Origin of the sequence: Winogradskyella poriferorum (genome assembly GCF_050618035.1) — a bacterium.
Lineage (GTDB): Bacteria > Bacteroidota > Bacteroidia > Flavobacteriales > Flavobacteriaceae > Winogradskyella > Winogradskyella poriferorum_A.
Map to the genome: position 1 here is coordinate 177,870 of NZ_JBODPY010000004.1, position 14,495 is coordinate 192,364.

At 35.2% G+C, this 14,495-nt stretch carries 12 protein-coding genes; 8 read left to right on the forward strand and 4 right to left on the reverse strand.

Annotated elements, in window-relative coordinates; translation table 11 throughout:
* Positions 1-82 precede the first annotated feature (82 nt).
* On the forward strand, positions 83-1,357 hold the full coding sequence (locus ACRHOC_RS10600; RefSeq protein WP_431158611.1) for a nuclear transport factor 2 family protein: 1,275 nt from the start codon (positions 83-85) through the stop codon (positions 1,355-1,357).
* Here the strand turns inward: ACRHOC_RS10600 and ACRHOC_RS10605 are convergent.
* Entirely contained in the window at positions 1,354-2,679 is a 1,326-nt protein-coding gene (locus ACRHOC_RS10605) for a M24 family metallopeptidase (RefSeq protein WP_431158612.1), read from the reverse strand. The genes ACRHOC_RS10600 and ACRHOC_RS10605 overlap by 4 nt on opposite strands.
* 65 nt (positions 2,680-2,744) lie before the next feature.
* On the opposite strand from ACRHOC_RS10605, the gene ACRHOC_RS10610 reads away from it, so the two are divergent.
* Positions 2,745-3,890, forward strand: a complete 1,146-nt coding sequence (locus ACRHOC_RS10610) for a DUF6265 family protein (protein ID WP_431158613.1) — start codon at positions 2,745-2,747, stop codon at positions 3,888-3,890.
* Positions 3,891-3,893: 3 nt separating this feature from the next.
* Positions 3,894-4,517 (forward strand): TMEM175 family protein, encoded by a 624-nt coding sequence (locus ACRHOC_RS10615; protein ID WP_431158614.1) that lies wholly within the window; start codon positions 3,894-3,896, stop codon positions 4,515-4,517.
* A gap of 40 nt (positions 4,518-4,557) precedes the next feature.
* Here the strand turns inward: ACRHOC_RS10615 and ACRHOC_RS10620 are convergent, their stop codons facing one another.
* A complete protein-coding gene (locus ACRHOC_RS10620) occupies positions 4,558-5,760 on the reverse strand; it encodes a flavin monoamine oxidase family protein (RefSeq protein ID WP_431158615.1) in 1,203 nt (400 codons plus the stop codon).
* 190 nt (positions 5,761-5,950) lie between these two features.
* On the opposite strand from ACRHOC_RS10620, the gene ACRHOC_RS10625 reads away from it, so the two are divergent.
* The 3 genes from ACRHOC_RS10625 to ACRHOC_RS10635 are packed head-to-tail and all read left to right on the forward strand — an operon-like array spanning position 5,951 to position 9,510.
* The gene (locus ACRHOC_RS10625) at positions 5,951-7,297 is read left to right on the forward strand and encodes a M28 family peptidase (protein ID WP_431158616.1); all 1,347 of its coding nucleotides are present in this window, start codon (positions 5,951-5,953) and stop codon (positions 7,295-7,297) included.
* Positions 7,298-8,932: a M1 family metallopeptidase gene (locus ACRHOC_RS10630; RefSeq protein ID WP_431158617.1), complete on the forward strand. Its 1,635-nt coding sequence runs from the start codon at positions 7,298-7,300 to the stop codon at positions 8,930-8,932.
* Positions 8,932-9,510, forward strand: coding sequence for a YdeI/OmpD-associated family protein (locus ACRHOC_RS10635; RefSeq protein ID WP_431158618.1), 579 nt, complete (start codon positions 8,932-8,934; stop codon positions 9,508-9,510). The genes ACRHOC_RS10630 and ACRHOC_RS10635 overlap by 1 nt, the downstream gene beginning before the upstream one ends.
* Here ACRHOC_RS10635 and ACRHOC_RS10640 read toward each other — a convergent pair whose 3' ends face one another.
* Both ACRHOC_RS10640 and ACRHOC_RS10645 read right to left on the reverse strand, forming a co-directional pair.
* Positions 9,511-10,239 (reverse strand): LytR/AlgR family response regulator transcription factor, encoded by a 729-nt coding sequence (locus tag ACRHOC_RS10640; RefSeq protein ID WP_431158619.1) that lies wholly within the window; start codon positions 10,237-10,239, stop codon positions 9,511-9,513.
* Positions 10,236-11,312, reverse strand: a complete 1,077-nt coding sequence (locus tag ACRHOC_RS10645; RefSeq protein WP_431158620.1) for a sensor histidine kinase — start codon at positions 11,310-11,312, stop codon at positions 10,236-10,238. Before ACRHOC_RS10645 ends, ACRHOC_RS10640 begins: the two co-directional genes overlap by 4 nt.
* A 180-nt stretch (positions 11,313-11,492) precedes the next feature.
* Here ACRHOC_RS10645 and ACRHOC_RS10650 point away from each other — a divergent pair, with 180 nt between their 5' ends.
* Positions 11,493-13,895 (forward strand): outer membrane beta-barrel protein, encoded by a 2,403-nt coding sequence (locus ACRHOC_RS10650; RefSeq protein WP_431158621.1) that lies wholly within the window; start codon positions 11,493-11,495, stop codon positions 13,893-13,895.
* A 13-nt stretch (positions 13,896-13,908) separates the two neighbouring features.
* Positions 13,909-14,487: a hypothetical protein gene (locus tag ACRHOC_RS10655; protein WP_431158622.1), complete on the forward strand. Its 579-nt coding sequence runs from the start codon at positions 13,909-13,911 to the stop codon at positions 14,485-14,487.
* Positions 14,488-14,495 lie beyond the last annotated feature (8 nt).

Below are 14,495 nucleotides of genomic sequence, written 5' to 3' on the forward strand. Positions count from 1 at the left end.
TAACTAATTAGAAATTGTTAGGCCAATTCTTAATTGAATTGGCTTTTGTTTTTTAGTACATTTAGTTTTTAATATCATCATCATGAAATCCTATTTATTCTTACTCCTAAGTTGTTTTACCATTTTTATTTTTTCTCAAACCAATACAGAAGTTTTTCTGTTTGACATAGAGGCAAAAGATAATAGCATCGTAGTCACTAATGGTAAGAATATCTCCAATAATGAAGGCTACGACAATCAACCTTCATTTATTAACGATGAGCGACTTTTATATTCATCAACTAGAAATAATCAAACGGATATTGCTCAATATTTCAGCAACTATAATTCTAAAGTTTGGATTAATTTTACCGAAGGTGGCGAGTATTCACCTCATAAAATTCCTAATAAAAATGAAGTCTCAGCAGTTAGGTTAGATAAAGATGGGAAGCAACACCTTTACAGCTATAACCTAAGTAATGGTGAATCAAACACATTAATTGAGGATTTAGTTGTAGCTTATTATACCTGGTTCGACGATAATACGGTCGTATCCGCCGTCATAGAAGGTAATGACCTTAATTTGTTTAGCTCAAATATTAGTGAAGGGACGAACCGAAAATATGGTACCAATGTTGGTCGATCGTTTCATAAAATACCAGGTTCAAATCTTGTGAGTTTCATATCGAAGGTAAACTCTGACCAGTGGCAGATAAAATCTGTAAACCCATCAACAGGTGAAACAAAATTGATTGCAAATACTATAAGTGGTGTTGAAGATATTTGTTGGTTAAATAGTAAGACCATTTTATCAGGAAAAGGTTCAAAGCTTTATAAACTCACCCTAAATAAGGATAATGACTGGAATGAAGTTATTGATTTATCATCATTAGGCATAACCTCTATTACAAGATTAGTAATAAACCCTTCTGCAAATAAATTAGCAATTGCTGGTGATCTAAATAATGGTAACAAGACCAATGAAAAGCCAATTCAAAATGAAGAGACAGAAACTACCGAAACATCATCAGATAGCAGTGCAGAAATTTCAGAGGTTGAAGCTATAGTACAACGAAATCTGGATGCCTATAATGCAAGAGATATTGATGCCTTTATGAAAGATTATGCAGAAGATATTAAACTATATGCTTATCCAAACACCTTACGTACAGAAGGAAAAGAATCTATGCGTAAAGGCTATAAAGATTGGTTTGATAGAACTCCAGACTTAAGAGCTTTTATAAAAAAACGCATCGTTATCGGTAATAAGGTTATTGACGAAGAACAAGTAACCGCAAACGGTCAAATATTTAATGCTGTTGCTATTTATGAAGTCGAAAACGGACTAATTACTAAAGTTACCTTTATCCAAAATTAATTTGAAGGAATAAGAATTAAATCTTCTTGTGGTGCTATGAGATATTCAGCACCATTCTCCTTAACGATAGCCATTTCTTCTACTGATATTGTCTTAATGCCTCCATCTTTGAGTTTCCAAGCATGGAATCCATCAAAAGCAAAGGTCATACCCACTTTAATCTTCTTCTCTGATGCTGGCCTCACATGTGAGGACTGAGAACCTCCTAAATTAGGACCAACATCATGTGCCACATAACCGACTGGGTGACCTGTACTCCACATTACATATTCGGAACCAGCTTCTTTCATTAAGACACGTTGGGCTCTATCAACATCCACTCCCTTTGCTCCAGGTACCATGGCCTTTAAAGCACCTCTATTTCCTGCTTTACCACTTTCCCAATAATGCATAATATCATCAGGTGCCTCAGTCTCATCTTCTTTTAACACATAGGCAAATCTCTGAATATCACTTACCCATCGATTGTAGACTTTTATACCAAAGTCTATTTGTATCACATCACCTGGCATAATAACCTTATCTGTAGCGTGAGAATGACCACGATCTGGTCCTGAATTCACATTTGGATTTTGATCTGGTGCCCAACCATCTGTGACACCATATTCAGACATTTTTTGTTTCAAAAATTTTGCAATGTCAGCATCTGTACTTTTTCCTGGAACAACCTCCTTATAGGCCTCAATCTGCCAGTCCGCAGTTAACTGTGCGGCCTTTCTAAGAATTTCAACCTCCTCAGGAAGTTTAATCGAAAGCCATTCATAAATAACTTCGGTAGATGATACAAGACGGTCTGCATTTTCTCCTAGCAAATCTTCAATGGTTTGACGTTGTGTAAAAGACAGTCCGTCTGCCATTGAATTGCTCTCTGAGGAGTTTACGGCAATAGTTTTAAAATCTTTCTTTTTAATAAAGTCTACCGCCATTTTTACGGCAGAGGTCCCACGTTCTACACTAACAACCTCATCATGTATTTTAAGGTCACCCAGTGCGGTAGCCTCACCAGATGGCGAAAACACCTTAGAATGAAATCCGGTGATATCGTTAAAAAATAAAAAGGCCGCAGTACCTCCAGCATTCTCTCCTCCAATATGGTCAGCAATCGGATCATTATTATTTTCACGACACACAATTAACCAACAATCTACACTAGAAGCTTTTAGAGCTTTGGGCAGGAGCTGACTGATTCGCTTTTTTCTTATTTCAGGCCAAGGGTTTTCTCCCCAATACGTTTCAGGATCTATCGAAGTAATCTGTTGTTCTGTAGTATTGCATGAAAAGCATATTAAAAGGACGAGTACGAGACGGTGTAAATTGTTCATTTTTAAACTTTATCTTATCTTGACGAAAGATAATGATTGCAATAAACATCTAAAAGTTACACTTCATGAAAAACATCTTTTTACTCTATTTTCTATTTTGCTTACCAATAATGGCTCAAGAAAATCAACTTGAACCTAAACTAGAGCATATTTCATGGATTTCGGGCACCTGGCACGGCGAAGCCTTCGGAGGCCAAACGGAAGAAATTTGGAGCGAACCATCAGGTGGTTCTATGATGGCTTCCTTTAAACTTATTAATGATGGTAAGGTCACTTTTTATGAAATCGAGGTCATTAGAGAGATAGAAAATAGTCTTATACTTCAGTTAAAACATTTTGGTCCAGATCTCAAAGGCTGGGAAACTAAGGATGAAACCGTAGATTTTCCGTTGAAAGAAATTACAAAAGACAAAGTTGTTTTTGAAGGAATGACCTTTGAAAGAGTTAGCGAATCAGAAATGAATGTTTATGTTGACATCAAAGAAAAAGGTGAAATTGAAACGGTAAAATTCAATTATAAAAAAGCAATTGAAAATCAAAAACCGATTAAACAACTTATGGAAGTTAATAAAGCCACAGTTGCACCTGTTATTGATGGTATAGCAGACGATGTAGCTTGGCAGGAAGGTAAATGGCATACTTTAGACCAAAGATGGCTTGGTGACGCCTATAGCAATGAGGATTTCTCTGGCAAGTATAAATTAACCTGGACAGAGGATGCATTGTATTTATTGGCAAGAATACGAGATGATAAACTTGTTGATTTTAATGAAGACCCACTAATAGACTGGTGGGATGATGATTGCCTTGAAGTTTTTATTGATGAAGATAATAGTGGTGGCGAGCATCAGTTTAATCATAATGCTTTTGCTTATCATATCGCCTTAGATGGTAATGTTGTCGACATGTCCACCAAGAAAGAAGGTAAATTGTATAATTCTCATATTCAATCGAAAATTAAAACAGAGGGAGATCTGACAACTTGGGAAGTTCGAATTGAGATTTACAGTGATGATTATGATGACGATGGTGAGAATAAAGCCGTTAAACTACTCGCTAATAAAAATATCGGATTTGCCTTAGCATATTGCGATAATGATACTAGTAAAAATCGGGAGAATTTTATTGGATCTGTGTATGTGGAAGGTGATGACAAAAATAGAGGGTGGATCGATGCTAATATTTTTGGCACCCTTGTTCTAAAAAAGTAAATCATGAAACACTCCAAAAGTCGTGTTGCGGCTCTAAGTGATGGTATTTTCGCCTTCGCCTCTACACTTATGGTTGTAGATATAGGTACCACTGTAGATATTCAACATATCGATGCACAATTGCCCTTATTTATTAGTTTTGGAGTTGCATTTTTTGTTATGATGATGTTATGGAAAGTTCATTATAATTTTTTTCAAAGAACAAAATATGTAGATAATTGGATAATCGCAGCAAATACACTCCTACTTTTCACTATTCTCTTTTATCTATTTCCTCTAAAGACTCTAATTAATTCGATTACGCAGCAAATTGGAATGACTGTAGATGCCTTATCACAACTCTTTGTGCTTTATGGTATTGGTTTTGTTCTTGTGTTTGCATCCTATTCCTTTTTGTATTGGCGTGCCTTTCATAAGGATACAGATAATAAGAGATCATTAGAACTTAAATTCTACCATAAGCACTTTTTAATATTTGTGGTTATCGGGATTGTTTCAGTGATTCTATCTGTTTTTAAGGTTGGCATGCAGTTTGGTTTCCCAGGATTTGTTTATACCTTACTGGGACCGCTTTGTTATTTCAATGGTGCCTTTTTTAGAAAGAAATATCCTGGACTATTTTCATAGCTCAAAGTAGTTTTTGAATTAGCTCTAAATGATAAATCGATTAAGACACTAGCTCTTCAATAGCTCTTACTGCTGATCTTATCGCTGTATGAACGCTACTCCAATCCTCACCTGTTGTATAAGCACAACCCGCAAAAAATAATTTATCGTCAACAGACCTTCCTATTCGCCTTACTAATTGCCAATTTTCCTGATCCGTCATATATGCACCACCAATGAATGGTTCATCATTCCAATTTTGAACTACATGATCTATATAATTATCAGTCGCCATATTGTTACCAAAAACAGTATCTAATTCGTCGAGTATATAATCACGCTGTGCCGTTTCACTTAAAGCCTGATAAACTTCTGCTTGCTGACCCACACTAAATAATCCGAGAATATTATCAGTCGTATTTTGAGCATAAGATGCATCATAATATAACCTTTGGCCTTGACTATTAGCACTATCTTCAAACTCTAAAAAAGTTGGATAGAATTTAGTATCAAACTTAAAAAAGGCCTTAAACCCACTCCACACATTTAAACTACTTATTGCGTTTTGCCTTGAAGAAGATAATTCAGGATTAAAGTTGATAGTATTGTTTTGTATCATTTTGAGAGGGACGGTAACAATAATTCTATCTGCGGTAAATGTATTATTACCATTACTTGTAGCTATAATACTCGCTCCTGAATAATCAATACTTTGAATTGGGGTATTATAAATAATTTTGTTTTCAACCGATGGAAGAATATAAGTTTCAAAAAAGTCTAGCCAACTAGAACCAACAAACTTCAAATCTTCTGATACACCAGAAGCTCCTAAATTACTGATGCTTAATTCATTTCCATCATAGTATCCGTATTGATCTGCACTCACATAAGGTTGAGTTTCCATTGAGACGTCTATAGATGAATCATTAACAGCTTCCTCTAATATACTTCTATCAACATGAATCCACTCACCTCCAAGTGAAATTGGAAAGTTAGAAAATGATCTCGTATGCTTTATCCTACCACCATAATTGGGAGAAGCTTCAATAATTTGAAAATCAATCCCTTGTTGATTTAACAGATAACCAGCTGTCATACCTGCTACACCAGCACCAACAATTATTACTTTCTCAATTGATGATGCGCTGGTATTATTTGTACTGACATCATTGTCATCACTCGATTTGCATGCATTTATAACCGGAGAAAAAGGCAAGGATATTCCAAGCAAACCACAGGCTCTAATAAAGTCTTTTCGTGTCACAAAATTTCATTTATGGTAATATAATTTAAAATGAAGAAAGAAAAAATTTATTGTGCCACACTATAATAAATTTAAATAGTTCAATTAAGAATAGGTGCATCATTTCATATCTTAGTTTTTGTATTAACAGTTCATTTGAAGATATAATAGTGTAAAACCTTAACTTTACTATCATAAAAAGATTACTTCTATGAAATACATTTTTTCAGCCCTACTTTCTACATTTTTCGCATTCAGTATTGCTCAGACAAATCAAAAAATTTATGACATAATCAATGCGGTTTCAGAAGATCGACTAAGAAATGATGTTAAGAAACTAGCAGGTTTCGGTACACGACATACGCTTAGTGATACCATTTCTAATACGCGTGGCATTGGAGCAGCTAGACGATGGATTAAATCAGAATTTGATAAGATTTCAAATGATTGCGACAATTGTTTGGAGGTTTTCTATCAGCAAGATTTGGTTGAAAAAGGTACTAATCAACGCATCGTAAAAGATGTGATGGTTGTCAATGTGGTTGCAATTCAAAGAGGTACTAAGTATCCTAATCGTTTTATAATAATGAGTGGTGATATTGATTCTAGGGTATCAGACCCTAATAATTATACCTCAGATTCACCAGGTGCCAACGACAATGCCACAGGAATGGCAGGTGCCATGGAAGCCGCTAGAGTATTATCTCAATACCAATTTGAAAATAGTATCGTTTATGTTGGGCTATCAGGAGAAGAGCAAGGGCTATTTGGAGGCCAAGGCTTAGCACGTTACGCCAAAGAAAATGATTGGGATATCATAGGTGTTTTAAACAATGATATGATCGGCAATATAAAGGGTGTTGATGGAGTAATTGATAATCGAACCTTTAGAATTTTTTCTGAACCAATAACTACGGATGTTACTGATCCACAATTATTGGCTCGCCAAGCTAGAGCTCGACGCTTTTATGGTGGAGAAGTAGACGGTATTTCACGACAACTAGCACGTTATGTTTACAAGACCACTAAAACCTATATGCCTGAGATGAACCCTTTGATGGTTTACAGGCTAGATCGCTTTGGTCGCGGTGGACATCACAGACCATTTAATGATTTAGGTTTCGCTGGATTAAGAATTATGGAAGCACATGAAAATTATACCCAACAGCATCAAGATATTAGAGAAGAAGATGGTATAAAATATGGTGACACCTTTGAACATGTGAACTTTCCATATAGCAAAAAACTTACAGCAGTTAATGCTATTACTATGGCTAGTTTAGCATCTGCACCACCCTCACCGACTAAAGTTGCGATTGGAGGAATTGTTGAAGCGTCCGTGAAACTAGAGTGGAATAAGGTTGAAGGTGCCAAAGGTTATAAAATTTACTGGCGTGATACGACCTCTCCGCATTGGGAATATAGTCGATATGTCGAGGATGCAACCCAATTTACTTTAGATGGTATTGTTATTGATAACTTTCTATTTGGAGTGAGTGCCGTCGGAGCAAATGGCCACGAAAGTGTAGTCGTATTTCCAAATTCAATAAAACGATAAATGAGAAAAATCATATTAACCATATCCATCGCCCTTTTTAGTACAATTAGTTTTGCTCAATTGTTGCAAGACAAAACTAAGTTTACGCGACAGGATACACTGAGAGGTAGTATTACACCAGAAAGAGAATGGTGGGATCTCACCTATTATCATCTTGATATAGAAGTACAACCAGATGAGAAATTTATTTCTGGTAAAAATACAATTCAATATAAGGTGTTAAAATCGCATCAGGTCTTACAAATTGATTTGCAACCACCTATGCAAATTGAAAAGGTAGTACAAAATGGAAACGACCTTGAATTCACCTCAGAAGTCAACACCCACTTTATAAATCTAAAGAAAATTCAATACGTTGGTGATATTAATGACATCACTGTTTATTATAAAGGACATCCTAGAGAGGCAAAACGTGCGCCTTGGGATGGTGGCTTATCTTGGAAAAAAGACAAAAGGGGTAATCACTTCGTAGCCACATCATGCCAGGGATTAGGAGCTAGTGTATGGTGGCCGAACAAGGACCATATGTATGATGAAGTAGATAGTATGCTAATTAGCGTAACCAATCCAAAAGAATTAACCAATATTTCAAATGGTCGTCTCAGAAAAATAGTCGAAAATGAGGACGAAACTGTGACTTCTCATTGGTTTGTAAGTAATCCTATTAATAACTACGGTGTAAATATCAATCTTGGCAATTATGTGAACTTTTCTGAAGTCTATGAAGGTGAAAAAGGGCCTTTAGACTTGGACTATTGGGTTTTAGACTATAATCTCGAAACCGCAAAAAAACACTTTAAGGATGCGCCTAAAATGATGGAAGCATTTGAACATTGGTTTGGACCTTATCCTTTTTATGAGGATAGTTTTAAACTTGTTGAAGTACCCTATTTAGGTATGGAACACCAAAGCTCAGTCACTTATGGCAATCAGTATAAGCAAGGTTACCTAGGAATGGATTTATCTAGAACGGGTTGGGGTTTAAAATTTGATTTCATAATTATCCATGAAGCCGGACATGAGTGGTTCGCTAATAATATCACCAATAAGGATATTGCAGATATGTGGATCCATGAAGGATTTACAGCCTATTCTGAAAATCTGTTTCTAGATTATCATTATGGCGTGGAGGCATCGGCAGATTATGTTATTGGCACACGAGCGAACATAGCCAACGATAGACCTTTAATAGGAAAATACAATGTCAATAATGAAGGATCTAGTGATATGTATTACAAGGGTGCAAATATGCTACACACCTTGCGCCAATTAATAGAGGATGACGAATTGTGGCGTGACATTCTAAGAGGATTAAACAAAGAGTTTTATCATCAGACTGTGTCGAGTCAGCAAGTGGAAGACTACATTAGCAAACGCACAAATAAAGATCTCACTGCCTTTTTTAATCAGTATCTACGTGATGTAAGGATTCCGACTTTGGAATATAAAATGAAGGACGGTAAATTAAATTATCGCTATACAAATATTGTCAAAGGCTTTGATATGCCTATCCAAGTTGAGTTAGATGGATATTCCAATTGGCTTTTTCCAAATGCCGAATGGCAGGAATTAGAAACAAAAGCTAATACCTTTAATGTAGATCGAGATTTTTATATTGAGACCAAAGAAATCTGATGACCTCAGAAATACCAGAATATTATTTTGAACGCGACGTAGAATGGTACGATTGGTTGCAATCCAACCACGATAAGTTTAAGGCTGTATATCTTATCTTCTATAAGCTCGAGACTGGTATGCCTACCATGCGCTGGGAGGAAGCCGTTAAAGTTGCGTTATGTTTCGGCTGGATTGATTCTACAGTAAAAAGTCTCGGTAACGGAAAGCGAAGACAGTATTTCTCACCTCGCAATCCAAAAAGTACATGGAGTGCTTTAAACAAAAAGTACATTATAGAACTTGAAGACGCTGGACTTATCCAAAATCCAGGTTATGACATGATAAATCTTGCCAAAAAAACAGGAACGTGGACAGCAATGGATGATGTTGAAAATGGAGTAATACCACCTGCTCTACAAAAGGCTTTTAATGCTAATCCAAAAGCATTTGAAAATTATAACAATTTCAGTCGTGGATACCGCAAAAGCTACCTCTCTTGGCTTAATAGTGCAAAACGAGAAGCCACTAAAGAAAAGCGTATTGCTGAAATTATAAGACTTTGTGAGGCTAATATTAAAAGTAGAAATACTTGGTAGTTAGTACATTAATTTTTTGATGTTTTCCATGTAACCTCTACTAACGCGTACAACATCACCATTCTTCATAGTAACATCATAACTTTTTGTGTATTTATTGAGCTCTTTTACTGCATTAAGGTTAATTATTGATGACCTATGTACTCTAATAAAAATGCTACCATTTAATTTTTCTTCTAAGGTTGAAATCCCATAATTACTCACATAAGTTTTATCTTCAGTAATCAACTTAGAATAATCACCGTAAGCTTCAATCCTTATCACGTCATCGAGTGCAACAGTCACTAATTTATTCTGACTTTGTACAAGTATTTTTTCAGGCGTCTTTGGGGAGTCCATAAGTAAACTCTCTGCCAATGGTCTAGCCTTATTTTCCGAAATATTTGCTTGCAGTCGGTCTACTGCCACCTTAAATCGATCCTTTGTATAGGGCTTTAATAAATAATCTACAGCATGTACTTCAAAAGCTTTTAACGCATATTGGTCATAAGCGGTAGAAAAGATAATTTGTGGTAATTCTTCTAGATGGGTCAAGACATCAAAACCAGTCATACCAGGCATTTGGATATCTAAAAAGACCAAATCTGGTTTAAACTCATTTATGATTTTTACCGCATCAACCCCATTATTAGCTTCTCCTAATAATACAAGTTCTGGGTAATCTTCAAGGTATTCTTTAATCAATTGTCTACCAGCCGACTCATCGTCTACGATAATTACCTTCCTCATATTGTGAAAGAAATTTTTAAGCCTTGAGGCAAATTATCAGATAGGCTGAGTGTGCTCTGATACATTTTTTCCAAACGAAGTTTAGTATTGGTTAACCCTATACCCTGTTCAAAAACTGAATTTTTATCCTTAATTCCTACTCCAGTGTCAGCAATTTCAAAATGTAATTTATCATTCTTTTTAAAAATACTGATACTGATTTTACCACCTTCTATTAAGGACGCGAGTCCATGCTTTATAGAATTTTCTACCAAGGGTTGTAATAACATTGGAGGTACCATTTCAGATTTTAAATTTTCATCAACATTTACCTCAACGGTTAGTCGTTCTTGAAAACGTTCTTTCTCTAAGTCGAGATATTTATTTACAAACCCCAATTCTTCCCTTAGTGGAACTTTCTCTACCTGTGAGGCTTTCAATTGATAACGAAATAAATCGGAAAGCTCAGCAATTAAATGCCTCGTCTTCTCATTTTCAGGTGGTACCGATGCACTTATAGTATTAAAGATATTGTATAAAAAATGAGGATTTAACTGTGCCTTTAGTGCTGATAGTTCACTTTTTAATGCAGCTGTTTTCAATTCACCCTCTAAGCGTATTTTTTGCTGATTTTCTAAATAATAATTGTATGAGTGGATAATTCCAAACTGAAGTGTATAAAACAATGCAGGAATATAAATATCCCAAGCACTCGCCGGACCTTGTAAATGTCCATATCCAACCAATTCACTTGTAAAGTAATACAATTGCTGCCAACCAATAACAAATGTGGGCAATAAAATAAAATGCAGTAATATCTTTTTATTATAATTCCAATGTTTTAATTTTCTTATCAGCAACCACCAAAAAGGATAAGTAAGTATAGCTTTCAAAATGTAGTCCAAACCTACGGAGTCCATAAATCTACTCAAATCGAATAATGATACCTCACCTTCATTCCAGGCTCTACTATTAAAGGTTATTGCACAATGGTAGGCAAATGCCCAAAACAGATAAAATACTATAAAAATTACCAACTCTTCAATCTTAATACCAAGGCATCGTTTTTTATAAAATGGTTGTGTTGCTTCCATACTATTTGTTTTGTACAAATTTAAAGTTAGTGCATTATTTTATAATACTCTAATCGACGAGTTGACCTATAGGCAGTTAAATGGTCCAGTCAACTCATCGCTTTATAGGTCCACTCATCATTAAGTACGTGTCTATCTTTTACTTCAGCCTGATATTTGAATCATCAAAATTAAAACGACATGAAAACTTTAATCAAATTCACATTATTAATAATAACATCCTTTGTGATGAATGCACAGTCTAATTTAACAGGTCTTGTGGTTGACGAAGAGCTACAAGCTATCTCTGCAGCTTCAGTATCTGTGCTTTCGCCAGATAAGACCACATTTATAAAAGCGGCTATAACTGATGACAACGGAAAGTTTTCCATCAAAAATTTGCCATCAGGTGATTATGTTATATTGATAACAAGCCTCGGTTTTGAGAATTATACTTCTCAACCATTCAACCACTCAAATACTACAAAAGATCTTGGTGCTATTACATTAAATCCAGCAGCAGAGAATTTGGATGAAGTTGTTGTACAATCCGAAAAACCAATGGTGCAGGTTATGGCAGACAAGACTGTATTTAATGTGCAGAATACTATTAATGCCATTGGAGATTCGGGATTTGAACTTTTACGTAAAGCACCTGGAGTCATTGTTGACAACAATGATAATCTTATAGTAGAAGGTAAAACTGGTGTTTTAATTTATATTGATGATAAACCCTCTGTTTTAAGAGGTGAGGATTTGGTGAATTATCTCAAAAGCATTCAATCTAGCAATATCGAGGCCATTGAAATTATTACCCAACCATCATCTAAATTCGACGCTGAAGGTAACGCAGGTATCATCAATATCAAATTTAAGCGTGATAAAAGTTTAGGGACTAATGGCAGCGTTACATCGGGCCTAACCTATGGTGAGTTTGCCAGAGTAAATAGTTCAGTCTCTTTTAATAACAGGAGAAAGAAAACAAGTTTTTATGGCACATTCAGCAATAATTTTGGTGAGAGTTTAGGTTTTATAAATCTCTACAGAGAACAAAACAATACCATTTTTGATGCGCGTACCGAAACCATTTACGACAATGTCAACACCAACGCACGATTTGGTTTTGATTGGTACGCCAATAAAAAATCAACCTTCGGCATTATAGTATCGGGTAATTTTTCAAATAACGATTCCTTTTCAGATTCTAGAACTCCAATAATACCAAATGGTAATATTATACCTGATCAAGTCCTAATAGCTGGAAGTGACACACAAAACGACGTTACTAACCTATATACAAATATCAATTACAAGTATAAAGGTGATAATGAAAGTTCGATAAATGTTGATGTTGATTATGGACGTTATACCAGGAATCGTGAAAATTTTCAACCAAACCAATATTTTAATGGTGACGAATCGCAAATAATCAGTGAAACCATAAACTATATGGTAACACCTATAAATATTGACTTATTTACAGCTAAAGTAGATTATGAACAGAATTTCTTAAAGGGGAAACTTAGCTTCGGTGGAAAATTCTCAAAAGTTGTAACGGATAATCAATTCGAATTTTACGATCGAATAAATGGCGAAGACGTATTAAATACTGAGCGTACCAATGATTTTGAATATGACGAAAATGTCAATGCCTTATATTTTAACTATAATCGTCAATATAAAAAGTGGAATTTCCAATTTGGCTTACGCATGGAAAACACAGAATCCGACGGGATCTTAACAAGTCTTCAGGAAGATCAAAACAATCGCGTAAAGCGAAGCTATACAGATTGGTTTCCTAGTGGTGGAATTACCTATCAAATGAATCAAAAGAATTCATTTGCACTTATTTATAGCAAACGTATACAACGACCAAACTATGCCAGTTTAAATCCTTTTGAATATAAAATTGATGAGTTGTCATTCAGCAAAGGAAATCCGTTCTTACAACCGCAATACACCGATAATTTAAAGTTGTCCCACACGTTCAACTACAGATTAACTACATCTGTTAGTTATAGTTTTGTCAGGGATTACTTCGCTCGGATTACGGAGGCTGTCGGAGATGATCAGAATTTTTTAATGACAAGAAATGTGGCCAATCAGAAAGTCATAAATCTTGGGGTTAGTTATCCTACTAAATTTACAGATTGGTGGAATATTTACTTTAGTCTCAATGCTTTTAGAAGCATCTATGAAGCAACCAACCCAGATTTTAACGAGGTATCACAAAACACTTTAAGTTTTTATGCACAAAACACTTTTAAACTACCAAAAGGCCTTAGAGCTGAGATTTCTGGATGGTATAGTTCGCCCTCAGTTTGGGGTGGCACCTACGAAACGCGCAGTATAGGGTCATTGAATCTAGCTGTTCAAAAACGTTTCTTCGATGACAAATTAACAGCACGTTTATCTTTCAACGATATCCTTTTTACCTCGCCTTGGGAAGGTACTACCGAATTTGGAAACCTTATCATTAATGGTGACGGCGGAGGTGATAGTAGACAAGTTAGATTTAACCTCACCTACAATTTCGGTAGAAATGAAATTAAAAAAGCCAGAAAGAGAGATACTGGTTTAGAAGACGAAAGAAATAGAATTTAAAAAATTATAAACAATGAAAAAGTTAGTATTTACCATTTTTGCAAGCCTCATGTTTTTAGTTACACAAGCACAGCCGACCTATTTAAAAATAACAACAAACGATAAATCCTTAGATCAAATTATGTATCCTCCAGGTACTAACTTTGAACTAAAAACTAAAGAGGGCTATATCATATTTAAAAATAGCGAAAGTCCTGGAATTGTTGAAATTAAAGAAAAGCATACGCTTTACGTATACCCTTCTTGGAAAAACGATCCAGATATTTTTGTCATCAATGAAGGTAAAGTTGAAAAAGTACTAACCAAAACCTATTCTTGGTCTCACGAGAATGATGAACCGACAAGTTATAATGGCGTTACGGCAGAAAAAGAACTCACAGATTCAAAAGTTAATGAAGGAAAGAAGAACTTAAAGTTTACACTGAGCAACGGCATTGTATTTAAATATGTTGATGGCGAATATGAAGCCACTTTAAATGGTAATAAACTTAAAACCAGAGGCAAATACCTTATTTATACTGGTCTAGGCGTACTAAAATTAAGTTTCAATCCAAACAATGGTGTTGTTTGGTGGATCTTCGAAAAACAATAATTAAACAA

Bases quoted from the DNA above. Each gene is read 5' to 3' on its own strand.
- ACRHOC_RS10600 (WP_431158611.1), top strand. From the start codon at position 83: ATGAAATCCTATTTATTCTTACTCCTAAGTTGTTTTACCATTTTTATT.
- ACRHOC_RS10605 (WP_431158612.1), bottom strand. From the start codon at position 2,679: ATGAACAATTTACACCGTCTCGTACTCGTCCTTTTAATATGCTTTTCA.
- ACRHOC_RS10610 (WP_431158613.1), top strand. From the start codon at position 2,745: ATGAAAAACATCTTTTTACTCTATTTTCTATTTTGCTTACCAATAATG.
- ACRHOC_RS10615 (WP_431158614.1), top strand. From the start codon at position 3,894: ATGAAACACTCCAAAAGTCGTGTTGCGGCTCTAAGTGATGGTATTTTC.
- ACRHOC_RS10625 (WP_431158616.1), top strand. From the start codon at position 5,951: ATGAAATACATTTTTTCAGCCCTACTTTCTACATTTTTCGCATTCAGT.
- ACRHOC_RS10630 (WP_431158617.1), top strand. From the start codon at position 7,298: ATGAGAAAAATCATATTAACCATATCCATCGCCCTTTTTAGTACAATT.
- ACRHOC_RS10635 (WP_431158618.1), top strand. From the start codon at position 8,932: ATGACCTCAGAAATACCAGAATATTATTTTGAACGCGACGTAGAATGG.
- ACRHOC_RS10640 (WP_431158619.1), bottom strand. From the start codon at position 10,239: ATGAGGAAGGTAATTATCGTAGACGATGAGTCGGCTGGTAGACAATTG.
- ACRHOC_RS10645 (WP_431158620.1), bottom strand. From the start codon at position 11,312: ATGGAAGCAACACAACCATTTTATAAAAAACGATGCCTTGGTATTAAG.
- ACRHOC_RS10650 (WP_431158621.1), top strand. From the start codon at position 11,493: ATGAAAACTTTAATCAAATTCACATTATTAATAATAACATCCTTTGTG.
- ACRHOC_RS10655 (WP_431158622.1), top strand. From the start codon at position 13,909: ATGAAAAAGTTAGTATTTACCATTTTTGCAAGCCTCATGTTTTTAGTT.